The 22,633-nt window shown below is 71.3% G+C and carries 21 protein-coding genes and 1 riboswitch; of the genes, 11 read left to right on the forward strand and 10 right to left on the reverse strand.

Annotation, left to right across the window (positions count from 1 at the left end; genetic code table 11):
* Positions 1-109 precede the first annotated feature (109 nt).
* From ACTWOL_RS04505 to ACTWOL_RS04525, 5 genes are all read left to right on the forward strand, one after another.
* On the forward strand, positions 110-4,243 hold the full coding sequence (locus ACTWOL_RS04505; RefSeq protein ID WP_474294551.1) for an SGNH/GDSL hydrolase family protein: 4,134 nt from the start codon (positions 110-112) through the stop codon (positions 4,241-4,243).
* 1 nt (position 4,244) lies between these two features.
* A complete protein-coding gene (locus tag ACTWOL_RS04510; protein WP_474294553.1) occupies positions 4,245-4,679 on the forward strand; it encodes a hypothetical protein in 435 nt (144 codons plus the stop codon).
* Positions 4,680-4,778: 99 nt separating this feature from the next.
* Positions 4,779-6,200, forward strand: coding sequence for an SWIM zinc finger family protein (locus ACTWOL_RS04515; RefSeq protein WP_474294554.1), 1,422 nt, complete (start codon positions 4,779-4,781; stop codon positions 6,198-6,200).
* Positions 6,197-8,839, forward strand: a complete 2,643-nt coding sequence (locus ACTWOL_RS04520; protein WP_474294556.1) for a hypothetical protein — start codon at positions 6,197-6,199, stop codon at positions 8,837-8,839. The genes ACTWOL_RS04515 and ACTWOL_RS04520 overlap by 4 nt, the downstream gene beginning before the upstream one ends.
* Positions 8,840-9,117: 278 nt before the next feature.
* On the forward strand, positions 9,118-9,837 hold the full coding sequence (locus ACTWOL_RS04525) for a lysophospholipid acyltransferase family protein (protein WP_474294558.1): 720 nt from the start codon (positions 9,118-9,120) through the stop codon (positions 9,835-9,837).
* 47 nt (positions 9,838-9,884) lie between these two features.
* Here the strand turns inward: ACTWOL_RS04525 and ACTWOL_RS04530 are convergent, their stop codons facing one another.
* The 8 genes from ACTWOL_RS04530 to ACTWOL_RS04565 all read right to left on the reverse strand — a co-directional run bounded on the left by ACTWOL_RS04530 (position 9,885) and on the right by ACTWOL_RS04565 (position 15,032).
* Positions 9,885-10,616 (reverse strand): urease accessory protein UreD, encoded by a 732-nt coding sequence (locus tag ACTWOL_RS04530; protein WP_474294560.1) that lies wholly within the window; start codon positions 10,614-10,616, stop codon positions 9,885-9,887.
* On the reverse strand, positions 10,613-11,296 hold the full coding sequence (gene ureG, locus ACTWOL_RS04535) for an urease accessory protein UreG (protein ID WP_474294562.1): 684 nt from the start codon (positions 11,294-11,296) through the stop codon (positions 10,613-10,615). Before ureG ends, ACTWOL_RS04530 begins: the two co-directional genes overlap by 4 nt.
* 19 nt (positions 11,297-11,315) lie before the next feature.
* Positions 11,316-12,062 carry an urease accessory protein UreF gene (locus ACTWOL_RS04540; protein ID WP_474294564.1) on the reverse strand — a complete coding sequence of 249 codons (747 nt, stop codon included), beginning with the start codon at positions 12,060-12,062 and terminating at the stop codon, positions 11,316-11,318.
* Between the two features lies 1 nt (position 12,063).
* Complete coding sequence (locus ACTWOL_RS04545) at positions 12,064-13,785, reverse strand: urease subunit alpha (RefSeq protein ID WP_474294566.1); 1,722 nt, start codon at positions 13,783-13,785, stop codon at positions 12,064-12,066.
* The gene (locus tag ACTWOL_RS04550; protein ID WP_474294568.1) at positions 13,778-14,089 is read right to left on the reverse strand and encodes an urease subunit beta; all 312 of its coding nucleotides are present in this window, start codon (positions 14,087-14,089) and stop codon (positions 13,778-13,780) included. The genes ACTWOL_RS04545 and ACTWOL_RS04550 overlap by 8 nt, the downstream gene beginning before the upstream one ends.
* 14 nt (positions 14,090-14,103) lie before the next feature.
* Positions 14,104-14,406 carry an urease subunit gamma gene (locus ACTWOL_RS04555; protein WP_474294570.1) on the reverse strand — a complete coding sequence of 101 codons (303 nt, stop codon included), beginning with the start codon at positions 14,404-14,406 and terminating at the stop codon, positions 14,104-14,106.
* Between the two features lie 138 nt (positions 14,407-14,544).
* Positions 14,545-14,691: a hypothetical protein gene (locus tag ACTWOL_RS04560; RefSeq protein WP_474294571.1), complete on the reverse strand. Its 147-nt coding sequence runs from the start codon at positions 14,689-14,691 to the stop codon at positions 14,545-14,547.
* Positions 14,692-14,729: 38 nt separating this feature from the next.
* On the reverse strand, positions 14,730-15,032 hold the full coding sequence (locus ACTWOL_RS04565) for a type II toxin-antitoxin system Phd/YefM family antitoxin (RefSeq protein WP_474294573.1): 303 nt from the start codon (positions 15,030-15,032) through the stop codon (positions 14,730-14,732).
* 279 nt (positions 15,033-15,311) lie between these two features.
* Here ACTWOL_RS04565 and ACTWOL_RS04570 point away from each other — a divergent pair, with 279 nt between their 5' ends.
* The 4 genes from ACTWOL_RS04570 to ACTWOL_RS04585 all read left to right on the forward strand — a co-directional run bounded on the left by ACTWOL_RS04570 (position 15,312) and on the right by ACTWOL_RS04585 (position 18,032).
* A complete protein-coding gene (locus tag ACTWOL_RS04570) occupies positions 15,312-15,980 on the forward strand; it encodes an ATP-dependent Clp protease proteolytic subunit (RefSeq protein ID WP_474294575.1) in 669 nt (222 codons plus the stop codon).
* Positions 15,981-15,987: 7 nt separating this feature from the next.
* Positions 15,988-16,296, forward strand: coding sequence for a hypothetical protein (locus tag ACTWOL_RS04575; protein ID WP_474294577.1), 309 nt, complete (start codon positions 15,988-15,990; stop codon positions 16,294-16,296).
* 409 nt (positions 16,297-16,705) lie between these two features.
* Positions 16,706-16,857, forward strand: a riboswitch (cyclic di-AMP (ydaO/yuaA leader).
* Between the two features lie 3 nt (positions 16,858-16,860).
* A complete protein-coding gene (locus ACTWOL_RS04580; RefSeq protein WP_474294579.1) occupies positions 16,861-17,337 on the forward strand; it encodes a C40 family peptidase in 477 nt (158 codons plus the stop codon).
* A 173-nt stretch (positions 17,338-17,510) separates the two neighbouring features.
* Positions 17,511-18,032: a DUF6328 family protein gene (locus tag ACTWOL_RS04585; RefSeq protein ID WP_474294581.1), complete on the forward strand. Its 522-nt coding sequence runs from the start codon at positions 17,511-17,513 to the stop codon at positions 18,030-18,032.
* Positions 18,033-18,079: 47 nt separating this feature from the next.
* On the opposite strand, the gene ACTWOL_RS04590 is transcribed toward ACTWOL_RS04585, so the two are convergent.
* Together ACTWOL_RS04590 and ACTWOL_RS04595 are read right to left on the reverse strand one after the other, a co-directional pair.
* On the reverse strand, positions 18,080-18,520 hold the full coding sequence (locus tag ACTWOL_RS04590) for an ATP-binding protein (protein WP_474294583.1): 441 nt from the start codon (positions 18,518-18,520) through the stop codon (positions 18,080-18,082).
* 357 nt (positions 18,521-18,877) lie between these two features.
* Positions 18,878-20,035 (reverse strand): 8-amino-7-oxononanoate synthase, encoded by a 1,158-nt coding sequence (locus ACTWOL_RS04595; protein WP_474294585.1) that lies wholly within the window; start codon positions 20,033-20,035, stop codon positions 18,878-18,880.
* Between the two features lie 145 nt (positions 20,036-20,180).
* On the opposite strand from ACTWOL_RS04595, the gene bioB reads away from it, so the two are divergent.
* Together bioB and ACTWOL_RS04605 are read left to right on the forward strand one after the other, a co-directional pair.
* Entirely contained in the window at positions 20,181-21,350 is a 1,170-nt protein-coding gene (gene bioB / locus ACTWOL_RS04600) for a biotin synthase BioB (protein WP_474294587.1), read from the forward strand.
* Entirely contained in the window at positions 21,343-22,632 is a 1,290-nt protein-coding gene (locus ACTWOL_RS04605) for an adenosylmethionine--8-amino-7-oxononanoate transaminase (RefSeq protein WP_474294589.1), read from the forward strand. The genes bioB and ACTWOL_RS04605 overlap by 8 nt, the downstream gene beginning before the upstream one ends.
* The last annotated feature ends 1 nt before the right edge of the window (position 22,633 follow it).

Here is a 22,633-nt window from a genome sequence, read left to right on the forward strand (position 1 = left end):
CACCGAAAGCTCCCGCGCACCACCGGACCCACGACACCGGCATGTCCACGGCGCCGGTCCCGCGGGCCTCTCCGTCCTTGTCCCGACACCACGAAGGGGCTGAAACCCCGTGCCATCGAGCAACCACAACCGTCCACCAGGACTTCGCAGAGCCGCCGGACCCGGACTTCCCACCGCCTTACCAGGCCGGTCCCGGACCGCGGCCCACCTCATCGCCGCCTGCACCACCGCTCTGCTCGCAAGTCTGCTCCCCGGCACCGCACTGGCCGCCGGTGTCACACCGGCGCAGGCACTCGGGAAGCCTTCCGGCCCGCAGGCGCCCGACCGGGTTCCCGCGCCCGACCGGGTTCCCACGCAGGACCGGGCGAAGGTCCTCGGGCCTGGCTACCAGTCCTCGAAGGACCGTGCGTGGACCACGTCCGGCGACGCCGACGGCTTCCACCTCATGGTCGCCGAGGCCAAGGACGGCTATGCCTGGAAGACGGCGGCCACCCTGTCCGAGCCCGGCTTCGAGACGGACGCATGGATCGGCAACGCGTGCGTGACCCGCTCCGGGAAGAGGGCGGCGGTGGCGTACGCGCCCCGTACCTTCACCAACAAGCCCGAGTTGATGGTCCGGGGCGCGTTCGCCGCGGTCGTCGACCTGACCACGGGCAAGGTCACCAAGCTCGCGAACACCGCGTCGCTGGCCTACTTCTCGCCCGGCTGCGGCGCGGGTGAGCGCGCGGTCTTCACCCAGCTCACCCATGACGGGGACAAGCCGACCGGGACCCGTCTGATCAGCGTCGACGCCGCCAGCGGCAAGAGCGCTGCGCCGCTGCGGCTGAACGGTCAGATCACCTCCGCGGTCCCCACCGACCAGGGCATCGTCGCCGCACACGGCGCCCGTCTCGTCCGCATCGGCCCCGACGGCGCCGAGCGGGAGATCGCCCGTACCCGTACGGTTCCGTTCCAGCTGCGTCCCGACCGGTCCGGCGGCGTCACCTTCATCGAACGGCTTCCGGCGGCGGCCAAGGGAAGCCGGAACGCCGGCGTCGAGGAGAGCCTGGCCCGCCGGGTCGGCGCCGGGCAGATCCGCGAGGGCAAGGCGACCCCGAAGACACTGGCGCGGGGTCCGCTCACCGGCTGGGACCTGTCCGCCGCCGCCGACGGCACCGTCTACGTCACCGGCAAGGCCGACACTCAGGGCACCCTGCCGGACGGCGTGCGCAATCCCGGCACCCTGGGCAAGGACGACCGCATCTCGACCTCGGGCGACGCCGCCGTGGCCACCTTGCCGGCGCCCCGGGCGGAGACCGTGTCGCGTACCCGGACCGCGGTCGACGAGGACCGGTCCGTGCGGACCCGGCTGCATCTGCTGGACACGGGCGCGCAGGTCACCCTCGAGGCCGAGCCGGGCGCCGTACCCCTGGCGCAGCGGCAGATCGGGGCCGGCGGCGCGACCTCACCCGCCCTGCCGGCTCCCCCGGGCGGTGCGACGGCGAAGACGGCAGCGGCCGCGTCTCCCACCAACCCGGTGGAGTCCGAGCGGACCTGCGCCGTGCCCCGGGGCGACCCGCGCAAGCAGGCGCTGCAGCCGACTCCACGACAGGTGGAATGGGCCGTGGACCAGGCCGTGATCGACGGCCTGTACAAGTGGGTGAGCCGCCCCGCCGACTGGAACAACACCGGCATGTCCGCGTACACCCCGCAGACCCTCTTCCCGCTGCCCGTACTGGAGGGCGACCCCAACCATGTGGTCGACCGCGCCGACGAGTGGCACATCCCTGCCCAGATCCTGCTCGGTGTGACCGCGCAGGAATCCAACATGTGGCAGGCGACCCGAACGGTGGTCCCGGGAGTCACAGGCAACCCGCTCATCGGCAACTACTACGGGATCGCCTACTCCGCGGGCGGCACCCAGGCCGACCCGTGGGCCGTCAACTGGGCGAAGGCCGACTGCGGTTACGGCATCACCCAGGCCACCGACGGAATGCGGCTGTCCGACACGCAACTGTCGGTCGCACAGAAGGAGGCCGCAGCCCTCGACTACACGGCGAACATCGCCTACGGGGCGAGCATCCTCTCGTCGAAGTGGAACGAGACCCGCAAGGCGGGGATGACGGTCAACGGCGGCAAGCCGAAGTACATCGAGAACTGGTTCTTCGCACTGTGGGCCTACAACTCCGGCTTCCACCCGCAGTCCGCGGCCGGCAGCAACGGCGGCAAGTGGGGTGTGGGCTGGACCAACAACCCCGCCAACCCCTTGTGGAAGGAGAACCGGCTTCCCTTCCTGGAGAGTTCCAGCGGCGGTGACGACTACTCCCACGCGGCGCACCCGCAGGACTGGCCGTACCAGGAGAAGGTGATCGGCTGGGCCGCCCGCCCCATCTCGGCGATGTTCAAGCCGGGTGACATGCAGGCCGGCTACCGGGCGGCGTGGTGGAACAACTCGGCCGTCCGCACCAGGGCCAAGCCACCGAACATGATCTTCTGCACGGCGTCGAACGACTGCGACGACGACAAGATCAATGACGGTTCGTCCAACCAGACCGGCAAGGGGCCGTGTCTGCTGCCCGGCGATCCCGAGGAGACCAACCCGCTCTATCTGAAGTGCTGGTGGCACGAGTCGGTGCGGTGGAAGGACTGCGAGGCGGCCGCCGAGTGCGGCAACGCGGTGCACCGCTTCAACAACGCCGACTACCCCGAGCAGCCCAACGAGAACTCCTCCTACCCGCCCCGTTGCACCTCGGGCCTGCCGTCCGGCTCCCTGATCGTGGACGACGTCCCGAACGGTGTCACTCCCACCGGGCAGCAGGGCCATACCTGCGGACCGGTCTCGTCCGCGGGGACGTTCACGTTCAACTTCGCCGCCTCCAACGGCACCTATCCGGGCAAGATCGATCTGCACCAGATCGGCGCCGGGTACGGGGACCACTTCTGGTTCACCCACACCCGCAAGGCATCCGACCCGGACGGCTCCCGGCTGCTGACCACGGGCACATGGGCTCTGGGCCGCTCCCTGAACCAGTGGGTCCGCATCATGGTCCACGTCCCGGACCACGGCGCCCACACCCAGCAGGCGAAGTACGAGATCGACACCGGCACCGGTTCGTTCACCCGCAGCCGGACCCTGGGCCAGAAACGCAAGGCCAACACCTGGGTCTCGCTCGGCGTCCACAAGGTCACCGGCACCCCGCGGGTGAGGCTGGCCAGCACCACCCTGGACGGCACCGGCGACGATGACGTGGCCTGGGACGCCGTGGCCTTCCAGCCGCTGCCGGCCAAGCCCCGGCATATCGTCGCCGTGCTCGGCGACTCCTTCACCTCCGGTGAAGGCGCGGGCTCCTACGCCCCCGAGACCGACAAGGACCACGGCACCTCCCAGTGGAACGCCTGCCGGCGCAGTGCCAACGCCTGGGCGCGCAAGCTGGTGCTTCCCGGTACCACCGAATCACTCGGCGGTATCGCCGACACCTGGGGAACCGCCGCCGAGCTGGGATTCGTCGCCTGCTCGGGTGCGATGACGAAGAACGTCGCCCTCGTGCCGAGCGGAAACGCTCCGCAGAGCCACGGGGAGGGCCAGTTCGGGGAGGTCCGCCAGGTCGACTCCGGTGTTCTGACCGGCGACACAACGCTGGTCATGCTGACCCTCGGCGGCAACGACGAGGCCGGCTTCGCCACGGCCATGCAGGAATGCGGCGGGCTGGGCGACTGCTCATCCGACTCCGGTTTCCTGCCGAAGTACAAGGCCGTTGTGGACCGGATGGTCCCGGACCTGAAGACCGTCCTCGAGGACGTCGCCGCCAGGGCGCCCAACGCGCAGATCGTGCTGATGGGCTACCCGGAGCTGCTCAGCCGCACGGTGAAGTGCTCGGGCTCGCTCTACTACGACATGTCCGAGGTCAAGGCGCTCGCGGAGCTCGTCAACTACGCCGACGCCCGGCAGAAGGCGATGGTGGACGCGCTCCGTACGGGAGCGTCGAAGATCAAGGCCGAGTACGCCGACCCGGTGAGCGCGTTCGCCGGGCACAGCGGGTGCGACTCCCCCGAGTGGATCAACAAGTTCGTCCTCGGCCCCAACGGCGACGGCGACTTCCACCTGGGCGACCCCGCCGCCGTCCCGTCGGCCTGCCTGTGGGGGGCGCTGGGTGGCAAGTGTCTCAGCCGTGAGTCCTTCCACCCCAAGGACGCAGGCACCACCGGATACGCTGAGGTGATGCGGCAACGCCTGAACGCCATCGGCTACAACGGGGCGCCCTGACGTGCCACGGGACACCGATGGACGCACCCGCCTGCTCGCGGGCGGGTGCGTCTGGGCCTTCATCGGCGCCCTCGCCCTGTGCGCGGTCGCTCTCCTGCTCGTGTCCGCCATGGTGACGGGGTTCTTCGACCGGCCCGACGAGCCACCGAAGAAGGACTTCGGCGCGGCGCGCAGGGCCGAGGTGACGAGGATTCGCCTCGAAGAGCTCGCCCGTGACGGCACGCTGACCTCCCAGGAGCTCACCGAGGCCGCCGGGCTCGGCCGGTGGCACCAGGACAGCGACGCCGCCGCTCTCCGGATCACGGTCACCTACCCGCCCGACGCGGACCTGCCGGGCGGCTGCTACCGGTTCGTCGTGCAGCGCCCGCTGAACCAGAACACCCGTGTGGCTCTTCCGAAGGCGGGCGAGGGGTGCACGGGGGCGGGCACGGGGTGAGCCGAAAGGGATGACAGAGCACAGCACCTGACGATAGGTCAGCTACTACAGACACGGACAACTGAAGCGTTGTCACAGGTGGCGTCTAGCGTTGGGAAAATGACGCAGTCCTCACAGACGTACGCCTATCTCCGCCCCTCCGCGGTGCACAGCACCGCGGAGGGCGGCACACTCAGTCTTCAGACCTCCGGCGGCGCCACACCGGCGGGGCAGCAAGCCCATCCACGATTCTTCCAAGGCTTCCTGACTCATCCTCAGGTCGCCGCAGCCGGCCTGCTGAGCGTCGCGGACGTCGCCGCCGCCCGCTACTACCAGCTGCCGCGTCCCCTATCGCTCGACCCCGTGGTCACCGGGAACGGGGACCGGTTGCGGTTCGAATCGTTCTCCGGCTGCTGCGGGGTGTACGCGCGGCTCGACATGCTGTCCGATGCCCTCGACGGCAACGACGTCGGACACGGCACGACCAACGTCGATGTGAACATCCCGCTCCGGGAAGCGCTGACCCGCGTGGGCCCGGCCGATCCGCTGCTTCTGGAGGTCGGACCCGACGAACTGGCCGTCACCACCTTCGACGGGCCGCTGATCGAGAAGAAGGTGCCACTGCCCGATCGCTGGCTGCGCGGCTTCGCCGAAACGCAGGTCATCGCCCCGGGGTTCGACCTGCGCGCCGAGCTCTCCGCGACCGAGGCCGTGCGCTTCCTCAGGTCGCTGCCGCGTCCCGGAGCCGTTCGCGGCGCGTCGCGGGGAGCGCGCTGGGTCGTCCCGGCGGGCCGCTCACTGCGCGCCACCGCCCGGCCGGTCCCCGGAGCGGTTTGCCTGCCCGGTCCGGAACGGCTCGCCGCACTGGCCCGCGTGCTGCGTCATGCGACAGGCCTGCGGATCCACGGGCCGACCGTCACGACGGGCAGCAGCCCCGTGGCGAGCGCGTGGGAGGTGCGGCTCCCCGGCATGCGCCTCACACTCACACTGTCCCCGGACACGTCGCGGGGCTTCTCCGGTGAGGGCGGCGTCCTGGACGCCCTGGCGGAGCAGGAGTCGACCGAGGACGCCGAGTTGGTGTCGGTGCTGCTCGCCTGGGATCCCGCCGTCGACATCACCGACCTGGCCGCCCAGTCCGGGCTCACCCCGCAGCGTGTACGGGCCGCGCTCACCCGCCTCGGCACGGCCGGGCGCATCGGCTACGACGTGGCGGAGGCGGCGTACTTCCACCGGGAGCTGCCCTACGACCCCGGGCGGGCCGAGCGCCACAACCCCCGGCTGCGGGCCGCCCAGGCCCTGGTCGAGGCGGGCGCGGTGCGCCTCGACGGTGAACTGGCCACGGTGACCGTCGACGACCACGTCCACCGGGTCAGGTCCGCCGAAGGGCGTCTGACCTGTACCTGCCGCTGGTGGGCCGAATACCGCGGCGGCCGCGGACCGTGCAAGCACGCCCTCGCCGTCCGCATCGTCCGCCGGGCGGCGCCCACCAGCCCGGCCACCGCCCGGAACACGACCGTCACTTCCACCGGAGCAGACCGATGAGCGAGACCATCACGTACGACATCGCCGACGGGGCCACCGAGGGCATGCGCGAGCTGTTGCACGCCGTGCGCGAGGGCCGCCACAAGGCCGTCCCCGAGCTGCTCGGCAGGCTCACCGACGCCGAGCGGCGCACGTGCCTGCCGGTGCTCACGTCGTGGCGCACGACCACGCGGAACAACCACGACCTCGGACACTGGGACATACGCGCGGCGCTGCTACTCGCCGGGGTGGGGTGCTGCACCGGCGCTGCGGCCGCGGCACAGTGGCTCGCCAACGGCGAGCTGCGGTGGGCCGTCTCCGATCCCTCTCAGGTCCTCGAAGCGCTGGGTGACCGTGCCCCCGAATGGCTGGGCCAGGTGGCGCACCGGCTCGCGGTGCGCCGCACCTTCGCGGCGGAGGAGTACTCGCTGATCGCACAGCTGGTGCACGCCGCGGGCTGCGAGCCTCCCACGACGGACGGCTTCGTCATCGGCTGGGAGGGCAGCATCCAGGTCCGTGGCATGACGGTCAAGGACAGACTGCGCGACGACCCGTTCCTGGCGGTGATGGTCCCCCGGCTCTTCGAGGTGCCGGAGGCCGGCTCGGACTTTCAGTACAGCCGGGCGGACGATCCCGGATGGGCCGACGCGCTCGCCGGGCTCGCCGATGAGGGACGGCTCAGCCGCGAGCTGCTGATCGACGGCTGTCTTTCGCGGCTGCTGCGCGAAGGCCGGCTCGGCCGGGTGAAGGGCCTCCTCGCCGTGCTGACTGCCCTGGACCTGACCGAGGACGAGCGGGCGGCGCACACGCTCACCTGGGTGCGGATGCTGCCCGACGCCCACGCGCTTACGGCAGCGCGTGCCCAGGAGGTGCTGGCCGGGCTCGACGAGGCGGGCCACCTGGAGAGCGAGCACCTGGTGGAGGCATCACAGGCCGCCCTGTTCCGGCCCGAGAAGAAGATCGTGCGAGCCCAGCTGAGCATGCTCGACAAGGCGATGAAGCGCGAGCGGTCACGCACGGACGAGCTGCTTCCCGTGGCCGCCGAAGTCTTCGGCCACGAGGAGCACACCCTCCAGGAGCGGGCTCTCGCCCTGGTCGTCCGCCACCGCAGGCACGCGAACGCCGCCGTCCTGGCCGAGATCGCGGCGAGCGCCACGCAGCTCAGCCCGGACCTGCGCAAGCGAGCGGCTGAGGCATTCGGCGACGCCATCGCCGGCGAGAACGCCGACGCTCCGGCCGCCGACACTCCCGCCGACGAGGCTGACGCGTTGCCGCCCGTGCCGAGCGCCGAGCGCATCGAGGCGGCACCGCCCACCGCTGCCGAACTCGCCGAGGAGACCGGCGCGCTGCTGCGCAGAGACGGGACCCCGGCTCAGTGGGAACGCGTACTGAACGGTCTCGTGGTGCACGCCCACGCCGATACGGCAGGCCTGCGCGCTGCCCTGGAACCGATCGTCGCCCAGCGGACCCTGGACTGGCAGGTCGACTACCTGAAACAGGGGCTCGCGATCGTCGTCATGTCCATCATGGGCCTGCCCTTGGGGAACCTGGGCGTCGCCCGCGATACGTTCGGGCCCCAGTGTCCGGACCTGGCCCTGCGGTCCGTCCCCCTCGTCCGCGCAGCCGAAATCGGAGCGCGGCTGGGCGCTGACCCGATGCCGTTCCTGCTGGCCACACCCACCTGGTCGACGGGGATCATCGAAGCGTCGGAGCTGGTCGCGCGGCTCGCCGCATACGAGCGCTGCGGCGTCGTCCCCGGCCAGGCCGACCTCGAACAGTCCCTGCTACGACTCGGCGGGGAGGTGCCGCCCGAGGCACGGGCCGCCGCCACAAAGCTCATGTCCCCGGCGGGGCGGCGGCTCGCCGCCCGGCTCGCCTCGGAGGGACTGCCCGATCCCGCCGCCTCCCGCGTCACCGAGCCACTGAGTTGGAGGACCCCGCGCCCCGGAGTGCAGGTCCTCACCGAGGCCGTTCCCGGACACGAAGACCTTCCCGAGCCGTTCCGCTCTCTGTTCGCTGCCCACGACCCCGTGGGGAACCCGTGCAGGTGCAGGGGCGGCTGGGAGTGTTCCCCGCACACGTTGGCCGTCCTGCCCCAGAACCGGGAAGTCGTCGCGACGCGGATGCTGGTGCACTTCGGGCGCCTGGCCGAGTACGACGAGGTCGGCTATGGCGCGCCCGTGCTGCCCGCACTCGCCGAGTCGGGCGGACCGGCCGGGCCTGCGACCCATCTCCTCCTGGCATACGGTCTCGGGGCACGGGGCGTGGAGGAGCAGCTGTTCGCCGTGGACGGGATGCTCGTCCTGGCCGCTCGCGGACAGCTCGACGCGGCTCGGCTCGGCCAGGACATCGCCGAGCTGACGCACCTGCGCCTGCTCAAGCTCCAGCGCGTCGTGGTGGCCCTGCGGGAAGCGGTGCGCAGCGGCGCGTACGCCACGGTGTGGGCGGTGCTCTCGGCCGCCCTCCCCCTGCTGCTGACGGACGAAGCGCCGCACGGCCTCTCCGGTGTGCTCACGATCGCGGCCGACTGCGCGGAGCGGTCCGGAGCCCGTGGCGCGATACCGGAGATCAACGAGCTGGCAGCACGCTCTGGCTCGTCACAGCTGGTCAAGCAGGCGCGGCGCATCAGGAACGCGACCGGGATGCCGGTCGCACCGTAGAGCCGTCGAGCAAGGGACCCCGGTGGTGGTGAGCTCGGGGGCGGGGCGCTGTCAGCCAACCGGGCCGCAAGGCCGCCCGGAGGCAAGCCCGTCGTCGGTGCTCACCACGTCCGGCTCGGGCCGGAGGTCGGCGAGCACCGCCGGGCGCCGGCCGCGATGTTCCGTTCGGATGTGGTTACGGACGGCGACGCACGCACATAGACTGATCAGCTCCGAAACACCGGCTGACCTTGAAGAACGCGACTCCGGAGCCGGACCGGCAACAGTTGGGAGCGCCCGTGTTCTACTACGTGCTCAAATACGTCGTCCTGGGCCCGCTGCTGCGGTTACTGTTCCGGCCCAGGATCGAGGGACTCGAGCACATTCCCGACGACGGAGCCGCGATCGTCGCGGGCAACCATCTGTCGTTCTCCGATCACTTCCTGATGCCGGCCATCATCAGACGCCGCATCACCTTCCTCGCCAAGGCGGAGTACTTCACCGGCCCTGGCGTCAAGGGCAGGCTGACCGCGGCGTTCTTCCGCAGCGCCGGGCAGATCCCGGTGGACCGCTCGGGCAAGGACGCCGGGCAGGCGGCGATCCGCGAAGGGCTCGGGGTGCTGGGGCGCGGGGAGTTGCTGGGCATCTATCCCGAAGGCACCCGCTCGCACGACGGGAGGCTGTACAAGGGCAAGGTCGGTGTCGCGGTCATGGCCCTCAAGGCGGGGGTACCGGTGGTGCCGTGCGCGATGGTCGGCACGTTCGAGATCCAGCCGCCGGGGCAGACGCTTCCGAAGATCAAGCGGGTGACCATCCGCTTCGGGAAGCCGCTCGACTTCTCGCGCTACGCGGGCATGGAGAGCGAGAAGGCGGTGCTGCGCGCCGTGACCGACGAGATCATGTACGAGATCCTCGCTCTGTCCGGGCAGGAGTACGTGGACGAGTACGCGGCTGTCGTGAAGGCGCAGCAGGCCGCCGCGCAGCAGCAGGGCAGACGGTTTCCCCGGTTGCGGCGCTGAGCCGGCGCTCATGCGCAGCGGCTGCAGGAAGGCGCCCCGGCCGCGGTTCAGCCGCGCAGAGCGGCGTCGAGCACACGACGCAGAGCGAGCGCGTCCGGGGCAACGGCGGTGACCAGGACGGCAGGTCCCACGAGCGGGGTGAGCACCGCGGTCTCCCCGAGTTGCCGGGGCGCTGCGGGACGCTTCTCGAACTCCGGGTCCACGAGGACGAGTTGGCCGATGGCGCGGTGTCCGTTCAGCACGGCCCCGCCGTCCCAGCCGTCAGGCGCCCCAGGTCCGTAGGACAGTTCCTGGTCGAGCAGAACCCGGCCGGCACGGTGGACCGTGAGCCGGGTGGTGAGACTTCCGGTGTCCTCTCCGTGCCGCCCGAGGATCTGCTCCTCCCGTAGCAGCAGCCGTGCGGTCGCGGCGAGCCGGACCCGTGTGTGCGTCCGCAGTTCGCCGCCCCGGGCGCTGATGAGCGGCTCGGGCAGCCAGCGCAGCTCCGCCTCCTCCCCCACGGTCAGTGTGATGTCGTAGTGCGCGGGTGCCGGCGCGGGTCCGGGCAGGGCCACGGTCGCGGCGGCGGAGCCGACGTGCACCCGGGCACCCTCGCGGACGTCCGCCTCGATGGCCAGCCGGTCGCCGCCGAGCGGGGCGCTCATGGCGCCCACGACGGTGACCCCCGTGTACGGGCCGTCGGCCCGCGTCCGGCGCAGGGCGAGCGGCCCTGCGCTTTCCAGGACGGGCAGTCCGCCGTCGCGGGTCGCGACGATACGCGCGGTGGCCTGGACGCTCACGCGGCGGCGGTCCAGGCGGAGAGCTGCGCGCGCACCCAGTCGGCGACCGGGCCGACGCCGTCCTTGCCGGTGAGGGAGGTGAAGGCGACGGGGAGTTCGCCCCGCTGCTCCTTGGCGTCGCGGGCCATGCGCTCGAGGTCGGAGCCGACGTAGGGGGCGAGGTCGGTCTTGTTCACGACCAGGAGGTCCGCGGTGGTGACACCGGGGCCGCCCTTGCGGGGGATGTCGTCGCCGCCCGCGACGTCGATGACGAAGATCTGTGCGTCGACGAGGCCCTTGGAGAAGGTGGCGGTGAGGTTGTCGCCGCCTGACTCGACGAGGATCAGGTCCAGGGGGCCGACCGTTTCCTCCAGGTCCTCCACCGCTTCGAGATTGGCGGAGATGTCGTCGCGGATCGCGGTGTGCGGGCAGGCCCCCGTCTCGACGGCCTGGATGCGCTCGGGCGGCAGCACCGCGTTGCGTCGCAGGAATTCCGCGTCCTCCCGGGTGTAGATGTCGTTGGTGACGACCGCGAGGGAGAGCTGGTCGCGCAGGACGCGGCAGAGGGCGGCGACGGTCGCGGTCTTTCCGGATCCGACGGGCCCGCCGAGACCGATGCGCAGGGCGCGCCGGGTGCCGTCGGGACGCAACGCGTCGGCGCTCATGGCGCCGTGGCCGTCGTGGTCATGGGTGAGGTGCATGGGGCGGCTCCTGTGGCGGTTACGAGGCGAAGAGGCGCACGGGCCAGTTCGCGTGCTGCTCGGCGGTGATGTCGAGCAGGGGGGCCGATGCGGCGGGCAGGGCGTCGATCCCCTGCCGGGCGGCGGCCACCGCGCGATCGGCGACCTGGTCCATGGCGGGGGCGAGTCGGGCGAGGACGGCGGTGGCCTCGAAGGGGTCCATGCCGAGCAGGCGTACGGCGGCGGTGACGGGTCCACCGACCGATTCGTACACGGCGCAGTACGCGGCGTCGCGGGGGGTCAGCCCGGCCGCCCTGGCGGTGATCCCGAGGACCACCGGCTGGTGCGCGCCCTTGGGCAGTGCGGCGGCCAGGGCGTCGAGTTCGGGCGAGGGCCAGACGGCACGGGCGGCCCGCATCAGCTGACGGCCGAGCTTGCGGGCGGTGGTGCGCAGTGCGGGCGAGGGGGTGCGGGCATCGGCTGCCTCGTCAAGGGCGAGAGGATCGAGGCCGTGTGCCGCGGCCGCGGCGAGGGCGGCAGCGGTCAGCCCCGCGGTGTGCAGTCTCCCCCGGCAGAATGCGGCGAGTCCCGCCGCGTCCCTGATCCGGCCCGCTTTCACGGCCGCTTCCGCCCCACCGGAGTGCGCGTGCCCTCCGGCGGGAAAGCGGCCGTCGGCGAGCACGAGCAGTGCGGCACGGGCGGACCCGGACGGCACCGTGTCTGCGTCCGGGCCCCCGGCACGGGCGTCCGGGTGCCCGGTACGGTCCGGCGTCTCGACGGCGTCCATGTCAGAAGAGGAAGTACCGCTGGGCCATGGGCAGTTCCTCCGCCGGTGCCGGTTCGACGGCTTCGCCGTCGATCGTGACCGTGAAGGTGTCGGCGTCGACCTCGACATGCGGCAGGGCGTCGTTCTCCCGCATGTCCGCCTTGGTCACCCGGCGGGTGCTGCGGATCGGGGTGAAGCGCTTGCCGAGGCCGAGGCGTTCCGGCAGGTCGTCCTCGATCGCCTGAACACTGGTGAAGTTGACGGAGTTGGCGGCCGGGGCGCGGCCGACGGCGCCGAACATGGGCCGGGGCAGTACCGGCTGGGGCGTGGGGATGGAGGCGTTGGCGTCGCCCATCTGCGCGTAGGCGATCTGGCCGCCCTTGATCACCAGTTGGGGTTTGACGCCGAAGAAGGCGGGCTCCCACAGCACCAGATCGGCGAGCTTTCCCGTCTCGACGGAGCCGATCTCGTGGTCCATGCCCTGGGCCACGGCCGGGTTGATGGTGTATTTGGCGACATAGCGACGGGCCCGCAGATTGTCGGCCCGGCCGTCTCCGGGCAGCGCACCCCGGCGCACCTTCATCACATGCGCGGTCTGCCAGGTCCGCAGGATCACCTCGCCGATGCGGCCCATGGCCTGCGAGTCCGAGGAGATGACGGAGATCGCACCGAGATCGTGGAGCACGTCCTCGGCCGCGATGGTGGAGGGTCGGATCCTCGATTCGGCGAAGGCGAGGTCCTCGGGAACGGCCGGGTTGAGGTGGTGGCAGACCATCAGCATGTCGAGGTGTTCCTCGACGGTGTTGACGGTGTGCGGCCGGGTCGGGTTGGTGGAGCTCGGCAGCACGTGCGGCTGTGAGACGACGGTGATGATGTCCGGGGCGTGGCCGCCTCCGGCGCCCTCGGTGTGGTACGCGTGGATGGTGCGGCCGGCGATGGCCGCCAGGGTGTCCCCCACGAACCCGGCCTCGTTCAGGGTGTCCGTGTGGACGGCGAGCTGAGCGCCGGTCCGGTCGCAGACGGTGAGACAGGCGTCGATGGCGGCGGGCGTCGCCCCCCAGTCCTCATGGATCTTGAAGCCGATCGCACCGCCGCGCAGCTGGGCGTACATCGCCTCGTGCGAGACGGTGTTGCCCTTGCCGAGCAGTCCGATGTTGACGGGGCTGTGCTCGAGAGCCTCGAACATCCGGGCGAGGTGCCAGGAACCGGGTGTGATCGTGGTGGCCTTGGTGCCCTCGGCGGGGCCCGTTCCGCCGCCCACGAGCGTGGTGATGCCGCAGGACAGCGCCTGGTCGACGAGGGTCGGCGAGATGAAGTGCACATGGGCGTCGATCGCCCCGGCCGTGACGATCTTCCCGTTGCCCGCGACGATCTCGGTCTCGGGCCCGATGACGAGGTCCGGGTGGACTGCGTCCATCGTGTCCGGGTTGCCCGCCTTGCCGATGCCGGTGATACGGCCGTCGCGGATGCCGATGTCGGCCTTGACGATCCCCCAGTGGTCGATGATCACGGCCCCGGTGATGACGGTGTCCGGGGCGCCATCGGCCCGTGTCGCGCGGGACTGGCCCATCGACTCGCGGATGACCTTGCCGCCGCCGAAGACGGCTTCGTCACCGGCCCGGCCGGGTCCGCCCGAGCGGTCCTCCTCGATCTCCACGAGCAGCGCGGTGTCGGCGAGCCTGATGCGGTCCCCGGTGGTCGGCCCGAAGAGGTCCGCGTAACGGGCGCGGGTGAGCTCAGGCATCGAGGGCACCTCCGGTCTCCGACCGCAGCCCCGGCACCACGCGCAGGCCGGCCAGCGGTACGAGCTCGACCTCGGCGGGGATGCCGGGCTCGAAGCGCACGGCGGTGCCCGCCGCGATGTGGAGCCGGCGCCCCCGGGCCGCGGCCCGGTCGAAGCGCAGGCCGGGATTGGCTTCGGCGAAGTGGTAGTGGGAGCCGACCTGGACGGGCCGGTCGGCGGTGTTGAGCACGGTCAGACGCGTGACCTCACGGCCCTCGTTCAGGACGACCGGCTCGTCGGCGTGGAGGATCTCCCCGGGGATCATCGGCGGCCCTCCCGTCAGACGATCGGGTCGTGGACGGTGACGAGCTTGGTGCCGTCGGGGAAGGTCGCTTCCACCTGGACGTCGTGGATCATCTCGGGGATACCCGGCATGACGTCGTCCCGGGTGAGCACCTTGCGCCCGGAGGCCATCAGTTCGGCGACCGTACGTCCGTCCCGCGCTCCCTCCAGGAGGTGCGAGGTGATCAGGGCCACCGCTTCCGGGTGGTTGAGCTTCACCCCGCGGGCCCGGCGCTTGTCGGCCACGTCCGCGGCGACATGGATGAGCAGGCGCTCCTGTTCATGCGGCGTCAGTTGCACGCTTCCACCTCACAACTCGTTCCGGCCGGGGCTCGTTCGGTCGACGCGACCGCGGCCCCCACATCAACAGCCATCGACCGTGACGGGGTGCCGCATGACCGGGGATTTGAACGTTAGGGCGGAAGTTTTTCCGGCGCGTTAACTGGTCTTTGGCAGTTGCATGGACATCAGCCCGCGCAGCCCGTCGCCCAGGACTTCGGCGTCCGCGTCCCCGAACAGGGCCTGCTGGGTGGGGAATCCCCGGGCGGTCGCCATCAGGGTGCGGGCGACGTCCTCGGAGGGCACGTCGGCGTGCAGGCTGCCACGGTTGCCGAGAAGCCCGATCAGGCGCCGGTACCGGGCCCCCGGTGCTCCGCGGCGATACCGAACCTGCGCCGCTCGCCCGGAGCGGACGGGGAGGGTGCGTGCAGCGTGGACACCGAGGCGATCACCGACTCGTCACCGGCACGCTCCGCGTCTTCGACCCCTTCGAGTCGCTCGAGTCGTTCCAGGTCAGCGGCGGAGACCAGGGCGACGAGCGGCTTGCCGTGACGGGTCACGACCACACGCTCACCGCCGTACACGACGCGGTTGATCAACTCGGCGAGCTCTGCCCGCGCTTGCGTCACCGGAATCTCGTAGGCCATGCCCCCCAGTTTACGGGTCGGCCATTGCGTCCAGGTGACCCATGGGGGACTGAGAAATCGCAGGTCAGGAGCGGTATGACCCGGCTCGTCTGCTGTGGCGGCGACCGAGGCCGACCGGCCATGACCACACCCCGGCCGCGGGAGCTCCGACGTGAGAATCGCGAGGCCCACTCTCACGCCGAGAGCGAACTGCCATCCGACTTGTTGCTTCCCCCTTCGTCCATGGGCCATGCTCGCCATCACGACAGTCTGTACGTCCTGTACATTTTTCACCCATGAATGCAGCGCCGCATTCCGACGAAGGGGTACGCCTTGGACCGCCCTTACGCCCGTTACGTCCTGCCGGAGTTCAGCGAACGGACCACCAACGGCGTCCGCACCCTCGACCCCTACGCGAAGCTCCTCGGCGAACGGATCGTCTTCCTCGGCACGGCCGTCGACGACACATCGGCGGGTGATGTCGTCGCCCAACTCCTCTACCTCGAATACGCCGCACCCGAGCAGGACATCCACCTCTACATCAACTCCCCCGGCGGTCCCGTCAGTGCGATGACCTCCGTCTACGACACCATGCAGGTGGTCGGGTGCGACGTGGCCACGACCTGTCTCGGACAAGCGGCTTCGACCGCTGCCGTACTGCTGGCCGCCGGTACGCCCGGCAAGCGCATGGCGCTGCCCGGCGCCAGGATCGTCGTCCGGCAGCCCGCGCTGGACGAGCCCGTTCAGGGGCAGCCGTCCGACCTGGACGTCCACGCACGGGAACTGCTGAGGCTGCACGAGCAGATGGGGGCCATGCTCGTACGGCATACCGGGCAGAGCGACGAGCGCGTACGCACCGTGCTGGACCGCGACACGGTCTTCGACGCCGCCGGGGCGAAGGACTTCGGCCTGGTCGATCACATCATCACAAACCGCAAGGCGTCCGCGGCTTCGCCCGGAACGCGGTGAGCGGGCGGTGCTGCCGCCCGAGCTTCCTCCGCTGCCCGCCCTGACCCGCGCCGAAGGCGAGTTCATCGACCGCTATCTCGAAGTCGTCGACCAGCTGGGAAGGATCAACCCGGCCCGTGGCACCCATACCTACGGAGCGCTGCGCGCCGCACAGGCGCTGGCAGCGCAGGCCGTCGCCCTGCGGGACGCGCTCGCGCTGATGCACGCGCGCGGGGAAAGGGAATTGCACGCTGCCACGCTGGCCCGCGCCTTGCGCGTACTGGACGGCGAGCGGCGGACCGCGCGGATCACCGTCCCGCCGGAGTCCCCCCGTTGAGCCCGCGGCCGGGCCGTGGCCGTGCACCGGGACGCGGCCACGGCCCGGCCATCGCCGAAGGACGGCGTCCACCGCGCCGACGGCGGGACACACGCGTACGACTGGGTGTCGGCCAGGTGGCGTAGCCGGGGCCGGCGCACGGGGTCTGAGCAAGTTGCGTTCCCTCGTCGGCCATCTGGCCGAACGATCCGTTCCGCCGCAGGTACGACGCTCGTTACGCGGCCACTCCGACTGGGCCGAACGGGATCGTCCACCTGAATGGGCCAGCGGTGAGGAGCCTCACAAATCGTCGTTTCGACTCGGAATTCCGGCAGTTCGTGCGTCAAGATCCCTGGGACGACAAGCCCCCGCCACCACGGCGGGGCGGTCCGGGCGGACGCCGAGTCCTGCCGCCGCGCCGGATGTCTGGTCGACATGAGTGCTTCGGCAGGAGTGGAGGACCCAGCAGTACGGTCCGCGCCCAGTGGCCGGACCTTGGGGTGAAGCCGCTTCGTGCGGCCGGGCACCTTCGCCAGCCCGAACCCGACAGGTCATCCTTCTCAGGCGGCTGACGAAGGGTTGCGCATGACTGCGCAGACACACTGCCCGTCCCTGCTCTCCCGGACGGGTGCCGTCTCGGCGCTCACACTCGCCACCATGGGCGGCTCACTGCTCGTTCCAGGCGGCACCCCCGAGGCCCACGCCGCCTCCGTGTACGCGGCCAAGGCTCTCAAAGTCGCCGAGTCCAAGAAGGGTGCGCCCTACCGGTACGGCGCCACGGGCCCCAACCGGTTCGACTGTTCGGGTCTGGTCCTCTACTCGTTCCAGAAGGCGGGCAAGAGCCTGCCGCGCACCGCACAGGCGCAGTACAACCGCACACGCCATGTCCCGGCGTCCAGCCGCCAGCAAGGTGACCTGGTGTTCTTCCACTCCGGCGGGCAGGTCTACCACGTCGGCATCTATGCGGGCCGGGGACGGATCTGGCACTCGCCCAAGAGCGGCTCCGTGGTGAAGCTGAGCAAGATCTGGTCCAAGAGCGTCCGGTACGGGCGCGTGCGGTGACCTTCCGGGACATCCGGTAGGAGCGGTGTGCGGCCCCGTGGGAGCCTCCGGATACGCGCGCGGACACGGCGCATTGCGTCGCCGGTCCGGGCATCCACGGGGCACGGCCGGCGCCTCGTCCGACCGGCCCGTGCACATGACAGGATCCGCAGGATGTGCGTTACTCGTACCAAATGGGCGATGACGACACCCGCGCCTCGCGGGACGAAACGGAGCTGGAGCAGGCGGACCGCAATTTCGCCGAGCTTCTGCAGGAGCTTCGTGTCATCCAGACCGGCGTCCAGATCCTGTTCGCCTTCCTGCTGACCTTGGCCTTCACCGCCCGCTTCCCGTCCCTCGACTCCTTCCAGCGCGGTACGTACGTGACGACGCTGATGCTGGCCGTGCTGGCAGCGGCGCTGTTCACCGCACCCGCCGCGGTGCACCGGGGCCTCTTCCGCAAGGGCGCCAAGAAGGAGATCGTCTCCGTCTCCTCCCGCCTGGCCGGGATCGGTATGGCCGTGCTCGCCCTGGCGCTGACCTCGGCGGTACTGCTGGTCGTCGATGTCGTGCACGGCACGCCCGAGGGGATCGTCGCCGCCGCGGCGACCCTGTTCGTGTGCACGCTGCTGTGGGGCGCTCTGCCCTTGGCGCTTGCACTCAGGCTGGGCCGGCGGGAGCGCCCGGACGGCCAACGGCAACGGCCCGACCGCTGACGTCCGTACGGCACCGGCGTTCATGTCCGTATCGGTGACACCGGCCCTCAGTCCGGGTCCCCGAGTGGAGCGGGTGCCCAGGGCAGGGCGATCCAGACGGTCTTGCCGCCCTCCGGAGTGGGGGCCACCGACAGCTGCCCGCCGTGCTCGGCGGTGAGGGTGCGGATGATCACCATTCCGCGGCCGTTGTCCTGCTGGACCGCCGCGGGCAGCCGCTGCGGCCAGCGCGGATGGCTGTCGGTGACGCCGATGCGCAGCTGCTCGTCCCGCTCCAGCCGCAGGCCGACGGTGAACGTCGGCGACTGCCCGAAGGTGTGCTGGACGGCGTTGGTGGCCAGCTCGGAGACGATCAGGCGTACCGTGTCCGCCATCTGGTCCTCCCCCGGAAGACCCCATTCGGTGAGGACGCCGGAGACGTATCTCCTGGCCGTGGAGACCGAGGCGGGATCGCTCGGCAGAGTGACGGATGCTTCTTGGTGGTCTGCCATGGCGAGCTGTCCCTTTCCCACGGGGGCCGCAGGACGACACGGGACGGCACGGAGCGGACGGTGTGCCGGCGCGTGGCCTCGTTTGCGCTGAACGCCAGAGTGCCACCGTCTGTGCCGCCTCCGGCGGCGATCCGCCCGGATGTGCAGACAACTGTCGCCCGAAGCAGTGAACTCTGCTACGCGAGACCGTATTTGGCCGCGCACCGGGGCAACCGCTGTCTACGGCCCGGCTCTCAAGCGCGGCGGCCGGGCGGTGGTTCGGCGCCCCGGCCCGGCCATCGGCTCGAACGGCGCCACCGGGGCGGCCCGTTGGCCGACCGCCGGGGCCCCCGCGGGCCGTCCGGCGTCCGTACGGGCTCAGCGGGACGGCGCGTTGCGCAGGATGACGCCGACCGCCTCCTCGATCCGGCGGTCCGTGAGATCGGCCCGCGCGGTGAGTCTGATCCGCGAGATGCCGTCGGGCACGGACGGCGGCCGGAAGCAGCCGACGGCCAGACCCCCGGCCCGGCAGTCCGCGGCCCAGCGCACGGCCGCATCCGGCGACGGCGCCTGGACGGAAACGACCGCGGCGTCCGGGCGGGCGGCCGTCAGCCCGGCGTCCGTGAGGCGCGCGTGCAGCGTCGTCGCCACCTCCCGGGCGCGCTCGGCCAGCCCCGGTTCGCGCTGCAGCAGCCGCAGACCCGCCAGCGCAGCGCCCGCCGCGGCCGGCGCGAGCCCGGTGTCGAAGATGAACGTCCGTGCGGCATTGACCAGATGGCTGATGACCCGTGCGGGACCGAGCACCGCTCCGCCCTGGCTGCCGAGGGACTTGGAGAGGGTCATGGTGGCGACGACATCGGCGGAGCCCGCGAGTCCCGCCGCGTGCAGGGCACCCCGGCCGCCGTCTCCCAGCACCCCGAGGCCATGCGCGTCGTCGACCACCAGCGCGGCTCCGTGCGCACGGCAGGCGCCCGCGAGCGCGGCGAGCGGGGCCGCGTCCCCGTCCACCGAGAAGACCGAGTCGGTGACGACGAGGGCATGCCGGCCGGGGTGCGCCTCGAGGGTCTTGCCCACGGACTCCGGGTCGGCGTGCGGGACCACGGCCGTCTCGGCACGGGAGAGGCGGCAGCCGTCGACGATGGAGGCGTGGTTGCCCGCGTCCGAGACGATGAGGGAGCCGTGCGCGCTCAGCGCGGTGAGGGCCGCGAGGTTCGCCGTGTACCCGGAGGAGAACACCAGCGCGGCCTCGAAGCCGCAGAACCGGGCCAGCTCCTGCTCGAGTTCGGTGTGCAGTGCCGTGCTGCCCGTGACCAGGCGGGATCCGGTGGCGCCGGCGCCCCAGAGACGGGCGGCGTCCGCCGCGGCGCCGGTGATCTCGGGCCTGCGGGTGAGTCCGAGGTAGTCGTTGCTCGCGAGGTCGAGCAGCGTGTCGTCGGCGGGCCGGGGACGCAGCGTACGGACGAGACCGGCGTCCGCGCGCAGGCGCGCCGCCTCGTCGGTCCACTCGAACGGATCCTGGGGCAGGGCCTGAGGCATGACGGTCCGGTCCTTTTGTAGGCAGCGCACAGACCCTAGCCGGGTGAGGCAAAGGTCAGGGTGTGGCCATACACACACCCCATTCCGCGTGTGTTGTCGAGTTCCTCCTTGGCCGACGGGTGTCCGGTAGGCGAGGATCTCCGCCATGGACCTCCTGAACACGCTGGTGGACAAGGGCCTGCGGCGTGAGCTGCCGACCCGCGAAGAAGCGCTCGCCGTTCTGGCGACTTCCGACGACGAACTGCTCGACGTGGTGGCCGCGGCCGGAAAGGTGCGCCGTCAGTGGTTCGGGCGGCGGGTGAAGCTGAACTACCTGGTCAACCTGAAGTCGGGGCTGTGTCCCGAGGACTGCTCCTACTGCTCGCAGCGCCTCGGGTCCAAGGCCGAGATCCTCAAGTACACCTGGCTGAAGCCCGACGAGGCGTCGAAGGCCGCGGCCGCCGGTGTCGCGGGCGGCGCGAAGCGGGTGTGCCTGGTGGCGAGCGGCCGGGGGCCGACCGACCGGGACGTCGACCGTGTCTCGCAGACCATCGAGGCCATCAAGGAGGAGAACGAGGACGTCGAGGTGTGCGCCTGCCTCGGTCTGCTCTCCGAGGGTCAGGCCGAGCGGCTGCGGGCGGCGGGTGCGGATGCGTACAACCACAACCTCAACACCTCCGAGGGCACGTACGGGGACATCACGACCACCCACACGTACGCGGACCGCGTCGACACGGTCCAGAAGGCGCACGCAGCCGGTCTCTCGGCCTGTTCCGGGCTCATCGCCGGTATGGGCGAGAGCGACGAGGACCTCGTCGACGTCGTGTTCGCGCTGCGCGAGCTGGACCCGGACTCGGTGCCGGTGAACTTCCTGATCCCGTTCGAGGGCACTCCGCTCGCCAAGGAGTGGAATCTGACGCCCCAGCGGGCGCTGCGCATCCTCGCCATGGTGCGGTTCGTCTGCCCGGACGTGGAGGTACGGCTCGCGGGTGGCCGTGAGGTGCATCTGCGCACCCTCCAACCGCTGGCGTTGCACCTCGCCAACTCCATCTTCCTCGGCGACTACCTGACCAGCGAGGGCCAGGCCGGCAAGGCCGACCTGGAGATGATCGCGGACGCGGGCTTCGAGGTGGAGGGCACGGACACCACCACGCTGCCCGAGCACCGGGCGGACGCGGTCGCCGCGGCAGGCGGCGGCTGCGGTTCCCACGGCGGCGGCTGCGAGCCGTGCGGTGGCGGCGAGTCCGCCGCCGCGCCCGAGGTCTCCTCCGCCCGTACGGATCTGGTGGCGGTGCGGCGCCGCGGCGCCGGGACGGACCTCGCGCCGAATGCGTGACGAGAAGGTCCGCGAGCTCGTCGCGCTGGACCGGGCGCACGTCTGGCACCCGTACGGCCCGATGCCGGGCCGTACGGACCCGCTGGTCGTGGAATCCGCGTCCGGGATCCGGCTCCGGCTCGCCGAACCGGCCCACGGCCGCGAGGAATTGGTCGACGGTATGTCGTCCTGGTGGTCGGCGATCCACGGCTACAACCACCCCGTGCTCAACGAGGCGGCGCACGGGCAGCTGGAGCGGATGAGCCATGTGATGTTCGGCGGGCTGACGCATGAGCCCGCCGTCCGGCTCGCCACCCGGCTGGTCGAGATCACTCCCGAGCCGCTGCGGCATGTCTTCCTGTGCGACTCCGGCTCGGTCTCGGTCGAGGTCGCGGTGAAGATGTGCCTGCAGTACTGGCGTTCGGTGGGGCGGCCGGAGAAGCAGCGGATGCTGACCTGGCGGGGCGGGTACCACGGGGACACCTGGCAGCCGATGGCGGTGTGCGACCCGGACGGCGGGATGCACCAGCTCTGGACCGGTGTGCTGCCCCGTCAGGTGTTCGCGGACGCCCCGCCGGCCGGCTACGAGGAGGCCTACGCGGACCATCTGCGCGAGCTCGTCGGGCGTCATGCCCACGAGCTCGCGGCGGTGATCGTCGAGCCGGTGGTCCAGGGCGCGGGCGGGATGCGCTTCCACTCCCCCGAGTATCTCCGGGTCCTCCGGGAAGCCTGCGACGCCCATGACGTGCTGCTCGTGTTCGACGAGATCGCCACCGGCTTCGGCCGCACGGGCACGCTCTTCGCGTCGGAGCACGCAGCGGTCTCTCCCGATGTCATGTGCCTCGGCAAGGCGCTGACCGGGGGCTATCTGTCGATGGCGGCGACACTGTGCACTCCCCGGGTGGCCGACGGGATCTCCCGGGGAGAGGTCCCGGTCCTGGCGCACGGCCCGACGTTCATGGGCAACCCGCTGGCGTCGGCGGTCGCCTGCGCGTCGATCGACCTGCTGCTCGGACAGGACTGGGCCCAGGAGGTCAAGCGTCTCGAAACGGGGCTGCGCGAAGGGCTCGCCGATGCGCGGTCGCTCCCGGGCGTGCGGGACGTACGGGTGCTCGGGGCCATCGGCGTCGTGCAGCTCGACCATCCCGTCGACATGGCGGCTGCGACGGAGGCGGCGGTCCGCGAGGGGGTGTGGATCCGCCCGTTCCGCGATCTGCTGTACACGATGCCGCCGTTCGTGACCGGCGACGAGGATCTGGCGCTCATCGCACGGGCGGTGTGCGCAGCGGCGGCCGCGGGCTGAG

The organism is Micromonospora sp. IBHARD003 (assembly GCF_056106285.1).